This window comes from Demequina capsici (genome assembly GCF_032102965.1).
GTDB classification, from domain to species: Bacteria; Actinomycetota; Actinomycetes; order Actinomycetales; family Demequinaceae; genus Demequina; species Demequina capsici.
Map to the genome: position 1 here is coordinate 1,191,709 of NZ_CP134880.1, position 14,821 is coordinate 1,206,529.

At 70.0% G+C, this 14,821-nt stretch carries 11 protein-coding genes; 6 read left to right on the forward strand and 5 right to left on the reverse strand.

Going from position 1 to position 14,821, the window contains the following annotated elements:
• Positions 1 to 32 precede the first annotated feature (32 nt).
• From panB to RN607_RS05805, 3 genes are all read right to left on the reverse strand, one after another.
• Entirely contained in the window at positions 33 to 836 is an 804-nt protein-coding gene (panB, locus tag RN607_RS05795; RefSeq protein WP_313544984.1) for a 3-methyl-2-oxobutanoate hydroxymethyltransferase, read from the reverse strand.
• A 12-nt stretch (positions 837 to 848) separates the two neighbouring features.
• Complete coding sequence (locus RN607_RS05800; RefSeq protein WP_313544986.1) at positions 849 to 1,139, reverse strand: hypothetical protein; 291 nt, start codon at positions 1,137 to 1,139, stop codon at positions 849 to 851.
• 215 nt (positions 1,140 to 1,354) lie between these two features.
• Positions 1,355 to 3,001: an NAD+ synthase gene (locus RN607_RS05805; RefSeq protein ID WP_313544988.1), complete on the reverse strand. Its 1,647-nt coding sequence runs from the start codon at positions 2,999 to 3,001 to the stop codon at positions 1,355 to 1,357.
• Between the two features lie 109 nt (positions 3,002 to 3,110).
• On the opposite strand from RN607_RS05805, the gene RN607_RS05810 reads away from it, so the two are divergent.
• The 3 genes from RN607_RS05810 to RN607_RS05820 are packed head-to-tail and all read left to right on the forward strand — an operon-like array spanning position 3,111 to position 8,330.
• Positions 3,111 to 4,445, forward strand: coding sequence for a glutamine synthetase family protein (locus RN607_RS05810; RefSeq protein ID WP_313500835.1), 1,335 nt, complete (start codon positions 3,111 to 3,113; stop codon positions 4,443 to 4,445).
• 22 nt (positions 4,446 to 4,467) lie between these two features.
• Complete coding sequence (locus tag RN607_RS05815) at positions 4,468 to 7,461, forward strand: bifunctional [glutamine synthetase] adenylyltransferase/[glutamine synthetase]-adenylyl-L-tyrosine phosphorylase (protein WP_313544991.1); 2,994 nt, start codon at positions 4,468 to 4,470, stop codon at positions 7,459 to 7,461.
• Positions 7,458 to 8,330: a hypothetical protein gene (locus RN607_RS05820; RefSeq protein ID WP_313544993.1), complete on the forward strand. Its 873-nt coding sequence runs from the start codon at positions 7,458 to 7,460 to the stop codon at positions 8,328 to 8,330. Before RN607_RS05815 ends, RN607_RS05820 begins: the two co-directional genes overlap by 4 nt.
• Before the next feature lie 28 nt (positions 8,331 to 8,358).
• Here RN607_RS05820 and RN607_RS05825 read toward each other — a convergent pair whose 3' ends face one another.
• Positions 8,359 to 9,411 (reverse strand): LacI family DNA-binding transcriptional regulator, encoded by a 1,053-nt coding sequence (locus tag RN607_RS05825; protein WP_313544995.1) that lies wholly within the window; start codon positions 9,409 to 9,411, stop codon positions 8,359 to 8,361.
• 33 nt (positions 9,412 to 9,444) lie between these two features.
• Positions 9,445 to 11,109 (reverse strand): glycoside hydrolase family 13 protein, encoded by a 1,665-nt coding sequence (locus tag RN607_RS05830; RefSeq protein WP_313544997.1) that lies wholly within the window; start codon positions 11,107 to 11,109, stop codon positions 9,445 to 9,447.
• Positions 11,110 to 11,325: 216 nt separating this feature from the next.
• Between RN607_RS05830 and RN607_RS05835 the strand changes: the two genes are divergently transcribed.
• The 3 genes from RN607_RS05835 (at position 11,326) to RN607_RS05845 (ending at position 14,811) form a co-directional block, all read left to right on the forward strand.
• Positions 11,326 to 12,048: a GTP cyclohydrolase II gene (locus RN607_RS05835; RefSeq protein ID WP_313544999.1), complete on the forward strand. Its 723-nt coding sequence runs from the start codon at positions 11,326 to 11,328 to the stop codon at positions 12,046 to 12,048.
• 421 nt (positions 12,049 to 12,469) lie between these two features.
• Complete coding sequence (locus RN607_RS05840) at positions 12,470 to 13,486, forward strand: glycoside hydrolase family 43 protein (RefSeq protein ID WP_313545001.1); 1,017 nt, start codon at positions 12,470 to 12,472, stop codon at positions 13,484 to 13,486.
• Positions 13,483 to 14,811 (forward strand): oligosaccharide MFS transporter, encoded by a 1,329-nt coding sequence (locus RN607_RS05845; protein WP_313545003.1) that lies wholly within the window; start codon positions 13,483 to 13,485, stop codon positions 14,809 to 14,811. Before RN607_RS05840 ends, RN607_RS05845 begins: the two co-directional genes overlap by 4 nt.
• Positions 14,812 to 14,821: the final 10 nt, after the last annotated feature.

Below are 14,821 nucleotides of genomic sequence, written 5' to 3' on the forward strand. Positions count from 1 at the left end.
TTCGGCCCACGCCCGTGCGGACGCGGAGTGGATCAGCTGTCGAACGTGTGCGCTGCGGCGGGGAACTCCACGTCCTTGACCGCCTGCACGTAGCCCGCTGCCGCGCCCGTCATCTCCGCGCCGACCGCGCCGAACTGGCGCGAGAACCGGGGGTGCCACTCGCCCACTCCCGCCATGTCGAGCCACACGAGCACCTGGCCGTCCGTGGCCGGCCCGGCGCCGATGCCGATCGTCGGGATGTCCAGCGCCTTCGTGACGGCCGCAGCGGCGGGCGCGACCACCATCTCCAGCACGACCGCGAACGCGCCGGCCTCCTGAAGCGCGAGCGCATCGGCCACGAGGTCCTGCAGACCCTGTTCGCCGCGGCCCTGGATTCGGCGTCCGCCCAGGGCGTTCTCGCTCTGCGGCGTGAAGCCCAGATGGCCGCAGAACGGGATGCCGGCGTCGGTCACCGCCTTCACCTGGCGCGCGATCCTGCGACCGCCCTCGAACTTGATCGCCTGCGCGCCGGACAGCTTCATCATCCTGATCGACGACTCGACCGCCTGCTCGGGAGAGATCTCGTACGTTCCGAACGGGAGGTCCGCCACGACAAACGCGCGCTCCGCCGCGCGGGACACCGCGCGGGCGAACGGGATCATCTCGTCGAGCGTCAAGGGCACCGTCGAGTCGTAGCCCAGCATGTTGTCGCCGAGGCTGTCACCCACGAGCAGCATGTCGACCCCGGCAGCGTCGAACGCCTTCGCGGTGGGGTAGTCGTAGGCCGTCAGCATGGTGATCTTCTCGCCGCGCTGCTTCATCTCCTTGAAGTGGTGGATCCGCACCTTCTTGCTCATGCATTTACCTTCTCACGGGGCGGCGGGCGCCGCCGACGCGCGCGCGTGGTCGATGGTCCGTCCGCCCTGGCGGCTCGTGCTCTGGATCGACATGCGTGACGTCTCACCGGCAGTCTGTGGCGACACATAGACATCTGTGACGTTTGCGCTCGGTGCGCGCGGCCGCTCGGGCGTGGCCGATGCGCGGTGCTCGGTGCGCGCGGCCGTGTGGGTGTGCGCGCGGGTGCGCACGGCCGCGTGGGTGTCGGCGCGCACGGTCTGCGCCGCGACCGCCGTGCGTGACGCGGTCGTGGGTCCCGTCATGATCGTCGATCTCGGGGTTCACGACGTCGCTGGGGGCGTCACGATCGTCGATCTGTGGAGCGAGGGGGCAGGCGCGGGCAGGATGTGCCTGGCTGCCTGGCTGCCTGGCTGCCTGGTCGCTTGGTCGCTTGGCCGCCTGGCTGCCTCGGTGTCACGGTGTCTCGGTACGCACTGTCGCAACCGGCTGGGCTGCGATGGTCCAGACGCCAGCGGGGCTACTCGGCGCGCTCACGCCAGCGCGACGTGACCGGCAGACGTCGGTCGCGTCCGAATGCCAGCGCGGTGACCTTCGGCCCGAGCGGGTACTGACGGCGCTTCCACTCCGCGCGGTCCACAAGAGAGAGCACCTTCTCCACGACCGCCTCGTCGAAGCCGCGTGCGAGCAGCTCCTCGCGGCCCTCCCTATGCTCCACGTATGCGTCCAGCACCTCGTCGAGGAGCGCGTAGTCGGGGAGCGAGTCCTGGTCCGTCTGCCCCGGGCGGAGCTCGGCGCTCGGAGGCTTCTCGATGGAGCTGACGGGGATCGGCTCGACCTCCCCGTGCAGCCGCGCCTGCGCGTTGCGCCAGCGCGCCAGGTCCCAGACGCGGGTCTTGTCCAGGTCCTTCAGCGGAGCGAAGCCGCCGATGCTGCCGGCGTCGTAGATCGTGGCGTAGCCGGTGGCGAGCTCGGACTTGTTGCCTGGCGCGATCACGAGGTGGCCCTCGCGGTTGGAGACGGCCATCAGCACCACGCCGCGCACTCGCGCCTGCAGGTTCTCCTCGGCCACGCCGGTGAGCGCCAGCTGCGCCTGGAATGCGTCCACGAGCGGGGCGATCGGCTGCACCCTGTAATCGGCGCCTAGCCGCCTGCAGAGGTCTGCGGCGTCGTCCCTCGAGTGGTCGGAGGAGAACTCGGAGGGCATCGACACCCCGACGACGTTCTCCCCGCCGATCGCGTCGGCTGCGATCGCGGCGGTGAGGGCAGAGTCGATCCCGCCCGACACCCCCAGCACGACCGATCGGAACCCGTTCTTCACGACGTAGTCGCGCAGACCCGTGACGACGGCGCGGTACACCTGCTCGTCGTCCGAGGCGAAGTCGACGACCTGTCCCTGCACGGGGGGAGCGCCGGCCGTCGGCACCTCCCATTCGAGGAGCGCGTCCTCGAACCCCGGGGCGTTCGCCATCCAGGCACCGTCGGCGGCGACTATGAAGGAGTGACCGTCGAAGACCAGGTCGTCCTGCCCGCCCCACAGGTTGACGTAGGCGACGGGAGCACCCACCTCGGCGGCGCGCTTGCGGGCGAGCTCGGTCCGGATGATGCCCTTGCCCTCCTCGAAGGGTGACCCGTTGAGGACGAGGAGCAGGTCGATCGCCTCGTCGGCGAGCGCGGCGACCGGTCCGCCGTCCTGCCAGATGTCCTCGCACACCACCAGGCCGACGCGGGCGTCGCCGAGCGTGAGGACGCAGGGGGAGTCGCCGGGGGCGAAGATGCGCCTCTCGTCGAACACCCCGTAGTTGGGCAGGTGGTGCTTCGCGTAGCGGGCGGTGACCCTGCCGCCCTGGAGGGCGACGGCCTCGTTCGTGGGCCGACCGTGGTCGTTCGTGCCGAGCGTGCCGAGCACGACGGTAAGGTCGCCCAGGCCTGTCGCCTCGAGCTCGGTGGCGATCGTGTGGACGGCGCGCTCTGCGGCGCGCTGGAAGCTGGCGCGCAGGGCGAGGTCCTCGATCGGATAGCCGGTGGTCGTCATCTCAGGGAAGGCGACGAGCTGAGCGCCGCGCGCGGCGGCGGCCCGGCAGCTGCTCATGATCAGCGACGTATTACCAGGGATGTCGCCCACGCAGGTGTTGATCTGTGCCATCGCGATGCGCAGGTCCGTCATGGCGGAAGCCTACGCCGGAACGCTTGGCGTCCGATGCGCGTTCGGCCAGGTACGGCGCGCCCTCAGCAAGGAAACACGTTCGTCACAGGGATACGGCAGGATGAGGTCTATGGATAAGCAGCAGGAATTCGTGCTCCGCACTGTCGAGGAGCGTGACATCCGGTTCGTCCGACTCTGGTTCACCGACGTTCTCGGAGTCCTGAAGTCGGTCGCGATCGCGCCGGCCGAGCTTGAGAACGCCTTCAGCGAGGGGATCGGCTTCGACGGCTCGGCTGTCGAGGGCCTCACGCGCGTGTACGAGGCTGACATGATCGCCCGGCCCGACCCCACGACGTTCCAGGTGCTGCCGTGGCGGGGCGAGCGTCAGGGTGCGGCGCGCATGTTCTGCGACATCGAGACGCCCGACGGCGCGTCGGCGCTCTCGGACCCGCGCAACGTCCTCAAGCGCACGCTCGACAAGGCCAGCGAGAAGGGCTTCACGTTCTACACGCATCCCGAGATCGAGTTCTACCTCTTCGAGTCGCTCGAGCACGGCAAGCTGCCGGTGCCGGTGGACCAGGCGGGCTACTTCGACAATGTGCCGCGCGGTGCGGCTCACAGCTTCCGCCGCGACGCGATCACGATGCTCGAGGCGATGGGCATCTCCGTCGAGTTCTCGCATCACGAGATCGGTCCGGGCCAGAACGAGATCGACCTGCGCTATGCGGACGCGCTGACCATGGCGGACAACATCATGACGTTCCGCTCGGTCATCAAGGAGGTGGCGCTGCAGCAGGGCGTCTTCGCGTCGTTCATGCCCAAGCCGCTCGCCGGATCGCCTGGCTCCGGGATGCACACGCACCTGAGCCTGTTCGAGGGCGACCGCAACGCCTTCTACGAGCCGGGGAGCGAGTACGACCTCTCGGTGACTGCGCGTCAGTTCGCGGCCGGTCTGCTCAAGCACGCGCCCGAGATCACGCTGATCACCAACCAGTACGTGAACTCGTACAAGCGCCTCTGGGGCGGATCCGAGGCGCCCAGCTACGTCTGCTGGGGCTCGAACAACCGTTCCGCGCTCGTGCGCATCCCGGTGCACAAGCCTGGCAAGAGCCAGTCGACGCGCATCGAGTACCGCGGTCTCGACTCGGCGGCGAACCCGTACCTGGCGTTCTCTGTGATGCTCGCGGCCGGTCTCAAGGGCATCGAGGAGGGCTACGAGCTTCCCCCTGGCGCCGAGGATGATGTCTGGGAGCTGTCGGAGTCGGAGCGCAAGGCCATGGGCTACGAGCCGTTGCCCCAGTCGCTGAGCGCGGCGATCGCCGCCATGGAGCGCTCGGAGCTCGTGGCGGAGACGCTCGGCGAGCGGGTGTTCGACTTCGTGCTGCGCAACAAGCGCGCCGAGTGGCAGGCGTACCGCGAGCAGGTCACGCCCTACGAGCTCGAGACCAACCTGCCGGTCCTGTGACAGCAGCGGCGGAAGCCGACGCATGAGCTCACGCGAGGTCTCGTTCTCCACGCAGCTGCGGCGCGCGGGAGTCGTCGACTCCACGCGCGCCGAGCAGCTGATCGAGCAGATCGCGGACGTCGCCGGGATCCGGTTCATCGACCCGGCGGTGTCCCTGTCGTTCTACGCTGACCCGGACGTCGGGCTCCTGCAGCTGCTCCGGCTGTGCGAGTCCGCCCGCGACGCGGGCGTGCTGGAGCCGCTGCGGGCCATCATCGACACCCCCGCGGGTCGTCGGCTGGGCGTGGTGCTCGGCGGCTCGGTGGCGCTGGGGGACTTCCTGGTCCGTCACCCCGAGCTGGTGCGCGACTTCAGCAGCTGGCCTGAGGACGAGCCGCTCGACGAGGTCGACGTGCGTGCCCGCCTGCTCGAGGCCGTCGGCGCCGACCCCGCTGCCATGGCGCCGGTGGCCACCCTTGCCGGCGACGAGGGGATCACGGCCATGCGCGTCGCGTACCGCCGGCAGCTGCTGCGGGTCGCGGCGACCGACCTGGTGCAGTCGGATCCGATCGGCCTCATGCCCACCGTCGGCACCGCTCTCGCGGACCTGGCCGGCGCGGCGCTCGAGGCGGGGCTGGCGCTCGCACGTGCCGCCGAGCCTGACCACGCGCTCACGAGGCTCGCCATCATCGGCATGGGCAAGTGCGGGGCGCGCGAGCTCAACTACGTGTCCGACGTCGATGTCATCTATGTCGCGGAGCCGGCGGAGGGCGCGGACGACCAGGCGGCTCTGCGTGTCGCGACGCGCATGGCGGCGGCGGCCGCGCGCGCGTGCGACCGCTTCGCTGCGGAGCCCCCGCTGTGGCAGGTGGACGCGAACCTGCGGCCCGAGGGCAAGGACGGTGCCCTGGTGCGTCCGCTCGCGTCGCACCTGGCCTACTACGAGCGGTGGGCACAGAGCTGGGAGTTCCAGGCGCTCCTCAAGGCCCGGCCGATCGCTGGCGACCCTGAGATCGGTGACCGATACGTCGAGATGCTTCAGCCGCTCGTCTGGTCCGCGAGCGCTCGCGAGGGCTTCGTCGAGGCCGCGCAGGCGATGCGGCGCAGGGTCGAGCAGCATGTCCCTGCGCATGAGGCGGATCGCCAGATCAAGCTGGGGCCTGGCGGTCTGCGAGATGTCGAGTTCACCATCCAGCTGCTCCAGCTGGTCCACGGCCGTGCGGACGAGACCCTCCGTTCGCGGTCCACCTTGACCGCGCTCGCTGCGCTGCGGGCTGGTGGATACGTCGGCCGTCCCGAGGCTGCGGCCATGGACCGTGCCTACCGTCAGCTCCGCGTGTGGGAGCACCGACTGCAGCTGCGGAAGCTCTCCCGGACCCACCTCATGCCGGCCGAGGAGGAGGACCGGCGCATCCTCGCGCGAGCGTCGGGGTTCGCCACGGTCGAGTACATGGAGGAGGTGTGGCACGACATCCGCCGGCGGGTGCGTGCGATGCACCTGGAGATGTTCTACCGGCCGATCCTTCCCGTCGTGGCGAGGCTCAGCACCGGCGAGGCGCGGTTGGACAGCACCGCCGCGCGGGACCGTCTTGCGGCGGTCGGGTTCAAGGATGCCGACGCCGCCCTGCGCCACATCGTCGCGCTCACCCGAGGCGTGTCGCGATCCGCGGCGATCCGCCAGCAGCTGCTTCCCGCGATGATCGGCTGGTTCGCCGAAGGGCCTGAGCCTGACGCGGGCCTGCTCGCCTTCCGTCAGCTCTCCGAGCAGCTCAGCGACCAGCAGTGGTTCCTCAAGCTGCTGCGCGACTCGGGTGCCGCAGCGGAGCGGCTCGCGAGGCTGCTGTCCACCTCGGGGTACGTGACGCGCGCGCTGCTGTCGAGCGGTGAGCAGGTGCGGTGGCTCGGCACGAACGAGGATCTGAAGCCGCGCACGTACGAGCGGCTGTGGACAGAGGCGGACGCCATCCTGCGCCGGAGCGACGACGCGGAGCAGGCCATCACCGCCATGCGAGGCCTGCGCCGTCGAGAGAACGCGCGGGTGGCCGCGGCGGACACGCTGGGGATGATCAATGCGTCGGCGGCGGCGGGAGCCGTCACCGACACGGCGGACATGCTGATCGAGGGCGCGCTGCGCATTGCGACGAGCCTGGTGCGCGACGAGATCGGTGAGGAGCCACCGGAGCTGCTCGTGGTCGCGATGGGGCGTTACGGCGGGCGTGAGATGGGTTACCTCTCGGACGCCGACGTGCAGTTCGTGTTCGAGGGCGGTGGTGACAAGGCGACGGCCCACGCGCAGCGTCTCGCGACAGTGCTGCGTGGCCTGCTCCAGAAGGTCGGCGCTCAGCCGCCGCTTGAGATCGACGCCGATCTGCGTCCCGAGGGCCGCAACGGTCCGCTCGCACGATCCTTCGATTCGACCGTCGGCTACTACGCGAGGTGGTCCGACCCGTGGGAGGCGCAGGCGCTGCTGAGGGCTCGGCCGTGCGCGGGAGACCCCGAGCTGCGGGCGAGGTTCGTCGCGGCCGTGGAGCCCGTGCGCTACCCCGAGCGGCTCACCGAGGACGCGCTCGCGCAGATGCGACGCCTCAAGGCTCGCATGGAGTCCGAGCGCCTGCCGCGAGGAGTGGACCCTCGCCGGCATCTCAAGCTGGGGCCCGGCGGCCTGTCGGATGTCGAGTGGTCCGTCCAGCTGCTGCAGCTGCAGCATGCGCACCGCGTGGTGGGGCTGCGGACCACCGAGACGCGCGCGGCGTTGGACGTGGCGGAGGCGGAAGGTCTGCTCGACGTCGAGGACGCCTCGACGCTTCGCGAAGCCTGGACGCTCGCGACGGATCTGCGTGGCGCTATCGCGCTGCGCGGTAGGCAGGGAGACGCGGACGTGCTTCCTGTCGACGCGCGCGAGCTCAAGGTGCTGGCGGAGATCATGGACACCGAGGAGACGGGTCCGGAGCTCGACGACCGGTACGCTCGGGCCGCACGGCGCGCACGAGCGGTGTGCGAGCGGGTCTTCTTCGGATGGGATGAGGGACGTCGATGAAGCTGTTGAGGACGATCATCTCCGCGCTGTGCATCCTCGCGGGCGCGCTGTCCATCGTCGGCTGGGCGATCAGCTCCGTCGCGGTGAGGGCGGTGGAGGACGGCACTGCGGTGGTGACGATCACCGAGCGGGCGCTCGACTCCGAAGCGGTGCAGAGCCGGATCGCGGACGCCATGACCGGTGAGGTCGGCGACTGGCTCGCCGGACGTGGCGTCGACCTGCAGGGTCTCGGGCTGTCGGACGTGGTGGGGAACCTTCTTCGGAACGTGGCGGGCTCCGACGCGTTCAAGACTCTCGTCGCCGATCAGGCGGAGGCCGCGCGGCAGCAGATCGCGGAGGCGCTCACCGATGACTCGCGCGCTGCTGCACCTCTGGTCGTCGTCGTGGATGTCGACTCGCTGGTCGCCGACCAGCTGAACGGCGTCGCGGTGCTGGGCTCAGTGGCGAGTGCGGTGGACATCGCGCCGGTCGAGGTCGTCGTGATGGACGCGGACACGTTCGAGCGCGCGCGCACCGCCTATCACGTCATGGAGCTGGCGGCCCAGTACGGGCTGTGGATGGGGATCGGCCTGGTGGTCGTGGGCCTGCTCGTGTCGCCTCGGCGCGCGTGGTTCCTGCCGAAGCTCCTGCTCGCGATCGGTGTCATGGCGATGGTCGCGTGGGGCCTGGTGCGTGCGCTCGGCACGGATGGCGTTCTTGCGCTGCTGCCAGGCGGTCGCGACGGTGCGCTCGGCACGGTGGTGGGCGGCGTGCTCACGGACGAGGCCTCTGCCTCCTTGATGCAACGGACCCTCTGGGTGGGCCTTGGAGGGCTCGCGGGCGCAACTGTGCTTGCGCTGGTCGTTCGGGCGCTGCAGGGTCGGCGTTGATCTCGGAGGCATGATCGACCCCGGGGTGTCACCGTGAGGGCTGCAGCGGCGCCGTCGACCTCCTGACGATGAGCTCGAACGGGAGCTGTGTCTGGGCCGGCGGGTGCTCGGCGTCGGGCTCGAGCTCGCCCAGCAGGGCGCGGGCGCCGGTCGCGCCCTGCTCGGCCGGATGCTGGTCGATCGTGGTGAGCCCCAGCACGTCACCTGTCGGGTGGCCGTCCACGCCGATCACGGACAGGTCCTCGGGGACCCTGAGCCCCAGTGCCGCCGCGGCGCTGAGCACCCCGTACGCCATCTCGTCGGAGGCGACGAAGATGGCGGTCGGACGCGTCGTCCCCTCCGTGAGCACGCGCATCGCGGCGTCGAAGCCTCCTGCGCTCGTGAAGTCGCCGTCGTGCGCGCGGTGGGGCCTGACGGGGATGCCGGCCTCGGCCATCGCGGCGTCGTAGCCTGCGCGGCGAAGCACCGGCACCTGGAAGTCGAGGTCGTAGGGGATGACGCCTCCCACGTAGGCGATGTCGCGATGTCCGAGGTCGAGCAGATGCGTGACCGCGGACCGTGCGACCGTGAGGTTGTCGACCGCGAAGGTCGGGATGCCCGGCTGGGGCCGGTCGATCGCGACGACCGGCTTGCCGAGGGCGCGCAGCCGGTCCCGTTCGGTCGCGGTGAGGGACAGCGTGACCAGCAGGAGGGCGTCCACCCGCCGGCGCAGCAGGGACTCCTGGAACAGGCGCGCCCTCCGGTCGTTCTCGGTGCCGTGGATGTCGTCCAGCCTGTTCGGCTCGCAGTGGTAGAGCGTCACGTCGTAGCCGGCGTCGGTGAGCACGCGATGCGCGCCGGACATCACGCTCGTGAAGAACCAGCGGTTGAGGAAGGGCATCATGATGCCGACGGATCGGGTGCGTCCGCTCGCGAGCCCTGACGCGGTGGCGGATACGACGTACCCGAGCGACTGCGCCGCCTCCTCGACGCGGGCGCGTGTGGCGGCGGAGACGCTCGGCTTGCCGGCGAGGGCGCGGGACACGGTCGCGGTGGACACTCCGGCGAGCTCGGCGACCTTGAGGATGGAGACGCCGTTCATGCGCGTTCCCCGCGGCGTCGCCGTCGGATGCGGTCAGCGCGCACAGCGAAGCCAGACGGTGGTGTCCGCGGGCACGTCCTGGTCGAGCGGCGCCGAGGCGAGGAGGACCTCGCCGTCGAGAGCGGTGAAGGGAAGCGGCGCTCCTGAGACGTTGGTGACGACCCGCACCGGACCGTTGTCGAACGCGAGCGTGCCCGCAGGGGAGTCGGACCAGGCGAAGGTGCCTGTTCCGAGACCGTGCTCGGCTCGCAGGCGAAGCGCGCTGCGGTACAGCTCGAGGGTGGAGCCGTCGTGGCCGCGCTGGGCGTCGCGGGCGAAGGGTGCCCAGTCGGAGGGCTGGGGGAGCCATGTGACGCCGGTCGTGTTGAATCCGTAGGCGGGGGAGTCCGACTCCCACGGGATGGGCACGCGGCACCCGTCGCGCCCGTGCCGCTCGCCGTTGGAGCGGAACCAGGAGGGGTCCTGTCGGGCGCTGTCGGGGATGTCGATCACCTCGGGAAGGCCCAGCTCCTCGCCCTGGTACAGGTAGGCGCCGCCGGGCAGGGCGAGCATGAGCAGGGTGGCCGCGCGTGCGCGCCGGACCCCGTGCTGGACCTCGGGCAGGCCTGGGAAGCCGGGGCCGACCCCGTGGCCTTGCGGGTTCGGGGCGGTGAGGGAGAGCCTGGTCGCGTGCCTGACGACGTCGTGGTTGGAGAGCACCCATGTGGAGGGCGCGCCGACGTCACCGAAGGCGGACATGGAGTCGTCGATGATGTCGCGCATCTCGTCGACATCCCATCCGGTCATCAGGAATGCGAAGTTGAACGCCTGCTGCATCTCGTCGGGGCGCACCCAGAGCGCCATGCGGGTGAGCGGCTGGACCCATGCCTCGGCCACGAGGATCCGGTCCGGTCCATGCGCGGCGACCACCTTATGCCAGCGTCTCCAGATCTCGTGCACGCCGTCTTGCGCGAAGTACGGGCTCGACGTGGCAGGATCGCCGATCGCCGCGCCTGCTCGCTCCTCCGCGGTGTAGTCGGGCAGGCCGGGCGCCTTCACGAGGCCGTGCGCCACGTCCACCCTGAACCCGTCGACGCCGCGTGCGAGCCAGAACCGCAGCACGTCGTCGAGGTCGGCGCGGACCTGCTCCTGGGTCCAGTCGAGGTCAGGCTGGGTGATGTCGAACAGGTGGAGGTACCACTGGCCCGGGCTGCCGTCGGGTTCGGTGACGCGGGTCCAGGCGGGGCCGCCGAACACGGACTGCCAGTCGTTCGGCGGCAGCGCGCCGTCGGGACCCTTGCCTTCGCGGAAGATGTACCGGGCACGCTCGGGCGAGCCGGGTGCCGCGGAGAGCGCGGCCTGGAACCAGGCGTGATCGGAGCTCGTGTGGTTCGGCACGATGTCGACGACCACGCGCATCCCGAGCGCGTGCGCGGAGTCGCAGAGCGCGTCGAAGTCGTCGAGCGTGCCGAACAGGGGATCCACGTCGCAGAAGTCCGCCACGTCGTAGCCGGCGTCGTGCTGAGGGGAGCGGTAGAACGGCGACAGCCAGATCGCGTCGACGCCGAGGTCTGCGAGGGAGTCGAGCCGGGACGTGATCCCGGGCAGGTCGCCCACGCCGTCGCCGTCGGCGTCGGCGAATGATCGCGGATAGACCTGGTAGATGACGGCGGAGCGCCACCAGTCGGCGGGGCTCTCGGCAATCGTTCGGTAGACCACAGCGCGGGTCCTCTCGCTCACGGGACGGCGGGCGCGGGGCGCAGACGCAGGTCCGGTGAGGCCTGGGGCGTCGTTGCCACCGCTTCCAGTTGTAAACGCTTGCAGTGTAGTCCGCAAATCGGCGGCGACCGCGCAGGCCCCTGCGGGAATTCAGGGCGCGCGTCGCACGTTGTGATCGGCACCCGCGCCTTCAAGCGTCGTAGGAGGAGGATCCCGATGAGTGTCGCACTGCGTTGCCCCAGTGGAGGCGCCGAGCATCGAGTCGAGTCCGTGGTGCGTCACGAGCGCCCGACCGCCGACGCCGTGGCGCAGGTCAGGGCGCGGGTGGTGGTCCCGATGAGGTTCGCCGACGGCTATGCGACGTCGGCGACCGTGATGACCTTCCATGGCCTCGCGGACGGTGCGGAGCACCTGCTGCTGGGGCTGGGCGACTGGGAGTCCGCGGTCGAGCGCGCGAGGTCCGGGGGTGCGGCGCCGCTGGTCCGTCCGCACAGCGAGTGCCTCACCGGTGACGTGCTCGGCTCGGAGCGGTGCGACTGCGGTCCCCAGCTGCGCGAGGCGGTCGAGCGCATCAGCGAGGCCGGCGGCTTCCTGCTCTATCTGAGACAGGAGGGCAGGGGCATCGGCCTGTATGCCAAGCTCGATGCGTACGCGCTGCAGGACTCGGGGCTCGACACGTACGAGGCGAACCGTGCCCTGGGCCGGGGCGACGACGAGCGCGACTACACCGCGGTGGCCCAGATGCTGGGAGCCGTGGGCGTGGATCGCATCCGGTTGCTGAGCAACAACCCTGACAAGGCGGACCAGCTCGAGCGGCTCGGCATCGGCGTCGACGAGCAGGTGCCGACGGGGGTCCACCTGACCGACGCCAACGCGCGGTACCTGCAGGCGAAGGTGCGGCACACGGGTCACCTGATCTCGCTTCCCGGCATCGGCTGAGACGACTCGCCGTGCGCGTCGGTGCGGCGCGAGCCTGCGCCTGCCCACGGTGACGGCGCTCGAAGGCCCTCGGCGCAGGCGCCTCGCGCGACAACGCCCCTCCGCGTCGCCCGCCGAGGCGGGGCGCGAAGGGGCGCCGAGGCTCTGGCACCGGCCCACGGAGCGAATCGGCGAAGGCGGTTCCAGCGGTTGCGGTGCAGGGACGGGGAACGGCTCCCCGGTGCCCTGCGATCGTCCTATCGGCAGCTGGCCGCGCTGGTGAAGGCGAATCGTCCACGAGGTAGGACCTTCGGCGTCCTGAGAACGTTTACAACGATGCAATAATCGACTCAACAGGCGGCCCTCCCCTCACGGTTCGGACGCCCCACGCGGAGCCGCAGCGGTGCGCCTCCGCCTCGCGAAGTCAATCCGAGGAGAGTCGATGCCGACCCCGATCCACAACCCGATCGTCCTGCAGCGCGCCGATCCGTGCGTGCTGCGCCATGCCGGCGAGTACTACCTCACCGGCTCGCACCCCGCCTACGACCGCATCGTCCTGCGTCGGGCGGCGACCCTCGACGGCCTGCAGGCCGCGGACGAGGTGACGGTCTGGCGCAGGCCCGACTCAGGCCCCCAGTCGCACCTGATCTGGGCGCCCGAGCTTCATCGCGTGAACCAAGCCTGGTACCTCTACTACGCGGCCGCCCCCGACGAGGAGGTCACGTCGGACGACGGCGAGGCGGACCCCACCTTCAACCACCGCGTGTACTGCCTCGAGTGCAGGGACGAGGACCCTCTGACTGGAACGTGGGTGGACCGCGGGCAGGTCGACACCGGCTGGGAGTCCTTCGCGCTCGACGCCACGAGCGTCGTGCTGGACGGCGTTCAGCACCTCGTGTGGGCGCAACAGGATCTGGCGATCAAGGGCCACTCGAACATCTACATCGCGCGCATGCGGAATCCGTGGACGCTCGCGACCCCTGCGGTGCTCCTCACCAGGCCCGAGCATGACTGGGAGACCGTCACCTTCTGGGTCAATGAGGGCCCCTCCGTGCTCGTCAAGAACGGCAAGGTCTCCCTCACCTACTCGGCATCAGGCACGGGCACCGAGTATGCGATGGGTCTGCTGACCGCCGACGCCGACGCGGACCTGCTCGACCCGGCCAGCTGGACCAAGTCGCCGGATCCGGTGCTCGCATCCGACGCGAGCGTCGGGATCTACGGCCCCGGCCACAACTCGTTCACCGAGACGCCCGAGGGTGAGACCGTGCTGGTCTACCACGCACGCACCTACACTCGGCTCGACGGCGATCCGCTGTGGGAGCCCAACCGCCACGCGTGCGCGCAGGTGCTTCCGTTCGACGCTGACGGCCGGCCCGTGTGGGGGCGCCCGGCGGCCCTCACCCGACCCGTGCCCGCGACCGCTGCGCTGCTCTCACCCGAAGGGACGATGGTATGAGCTCCGAGAACACCGCCCTGGAGGCGACCCGCACCGAGCCGAGCGTGCTCGACTCCCTCAAGCGGAGCGTCGTATGGAACTACGGCGGCACCTTCTTCTTCTACTTCTTCGGCTGGCAGCTCGTCTTCACGTTCATGGGCCTCTGGCTGAAGGCCGAGGGCATGAACTCGACCAACATCGGGCTGGTCAGCACGGTGATGGCGCTCGTCGCGATGGGCCTGCAGCCGATCTACGGCTACACCCAGGACCGCCTGGGCTTCCGCAAGCCGCTGTACTCCTTCGTGGTCGTGTGCGCTGCGCTCATGGGGCCGTTCTTCCAGTTCGTCTTCAAGCCGCTCATCGGGGTCGACGAGACCCTGGCGGCGGTCGTGGGAGGCGTCTACCTCAGCCTGGTGCTGATGTCAGGCGTGTCCGTGGTGGAGGCGTTCAACGAGCGGGCGAGCCGTGCGAACGGATTCGAGTACGGTCATGCGCGCCTGTTCGGGTCGCTCGGCGGTGCGACCGCCTCGCTCGTCGGCGGCGTCATCTACGCCGGCAATCCCGACAACGTGTGGTGGGCCGCGTCGCTCGCAGCGCTCGTGCTCGGCGTGCTCCTGTTCCTGGCCAAGGTCCCGCACCAGGCGCCGGAGGGGCATCGCTCCGAAGCCGACGCGTCCGCGCACAAGGTGAGCAAGGCCACGGTCCTCAGGCTCCTCAAGGACCGCAGCTTCCTCGGCTTCGTCGTGCTCATGTTCGGCACCGCCGCGCTCTACGACGTGTTCGACCAGCAGTACGCGATCTACTTCTCCGAGCATGTGCTGCACGGCGACCCTGAGACGCTGTTCAGCCGCGTGGTCTTCATCCAGATCCTGTGCGAGGCCGTCGTGATGGTCTTCACGCCGTGGATCGTGAATCGGATCGGCGCGAAGCGGGGCCTGCAGATCTTCGCGGGCATCCTGGTCCTGCGCGTGCTCGGCTCCGCCTTCGTGACCACCACGGAGGCGCTGATCGCCTGGCGCCTGCTCGCGGCGATCGAGATGCCCTTCATGCTCGTGTCCGTCATGAAGTACATCACCCGCATGTTCGACGTGAAGATCTCTGCCACCGCGTACACGCTCGGGTTCGGCTTCGCGAAGGCGCTCGGCGTGGCCGTGTTCTCGCTCACCTTCGGATACGCGTACGACACGATCGGATTCTCGAGCGCCTACGTGGTCATGGCGATCTCGATCGCTCTCATCACAGGGGTCGCGAGCCTGCTCATGGGCGACGACAAGGGTCGCGAGGCTCCCACTGGAGAGCTCGCCGATGGAGCGGACGATGAGGAGGCCGCGCCCGTAGGCGTGTAGGACAGGTGCC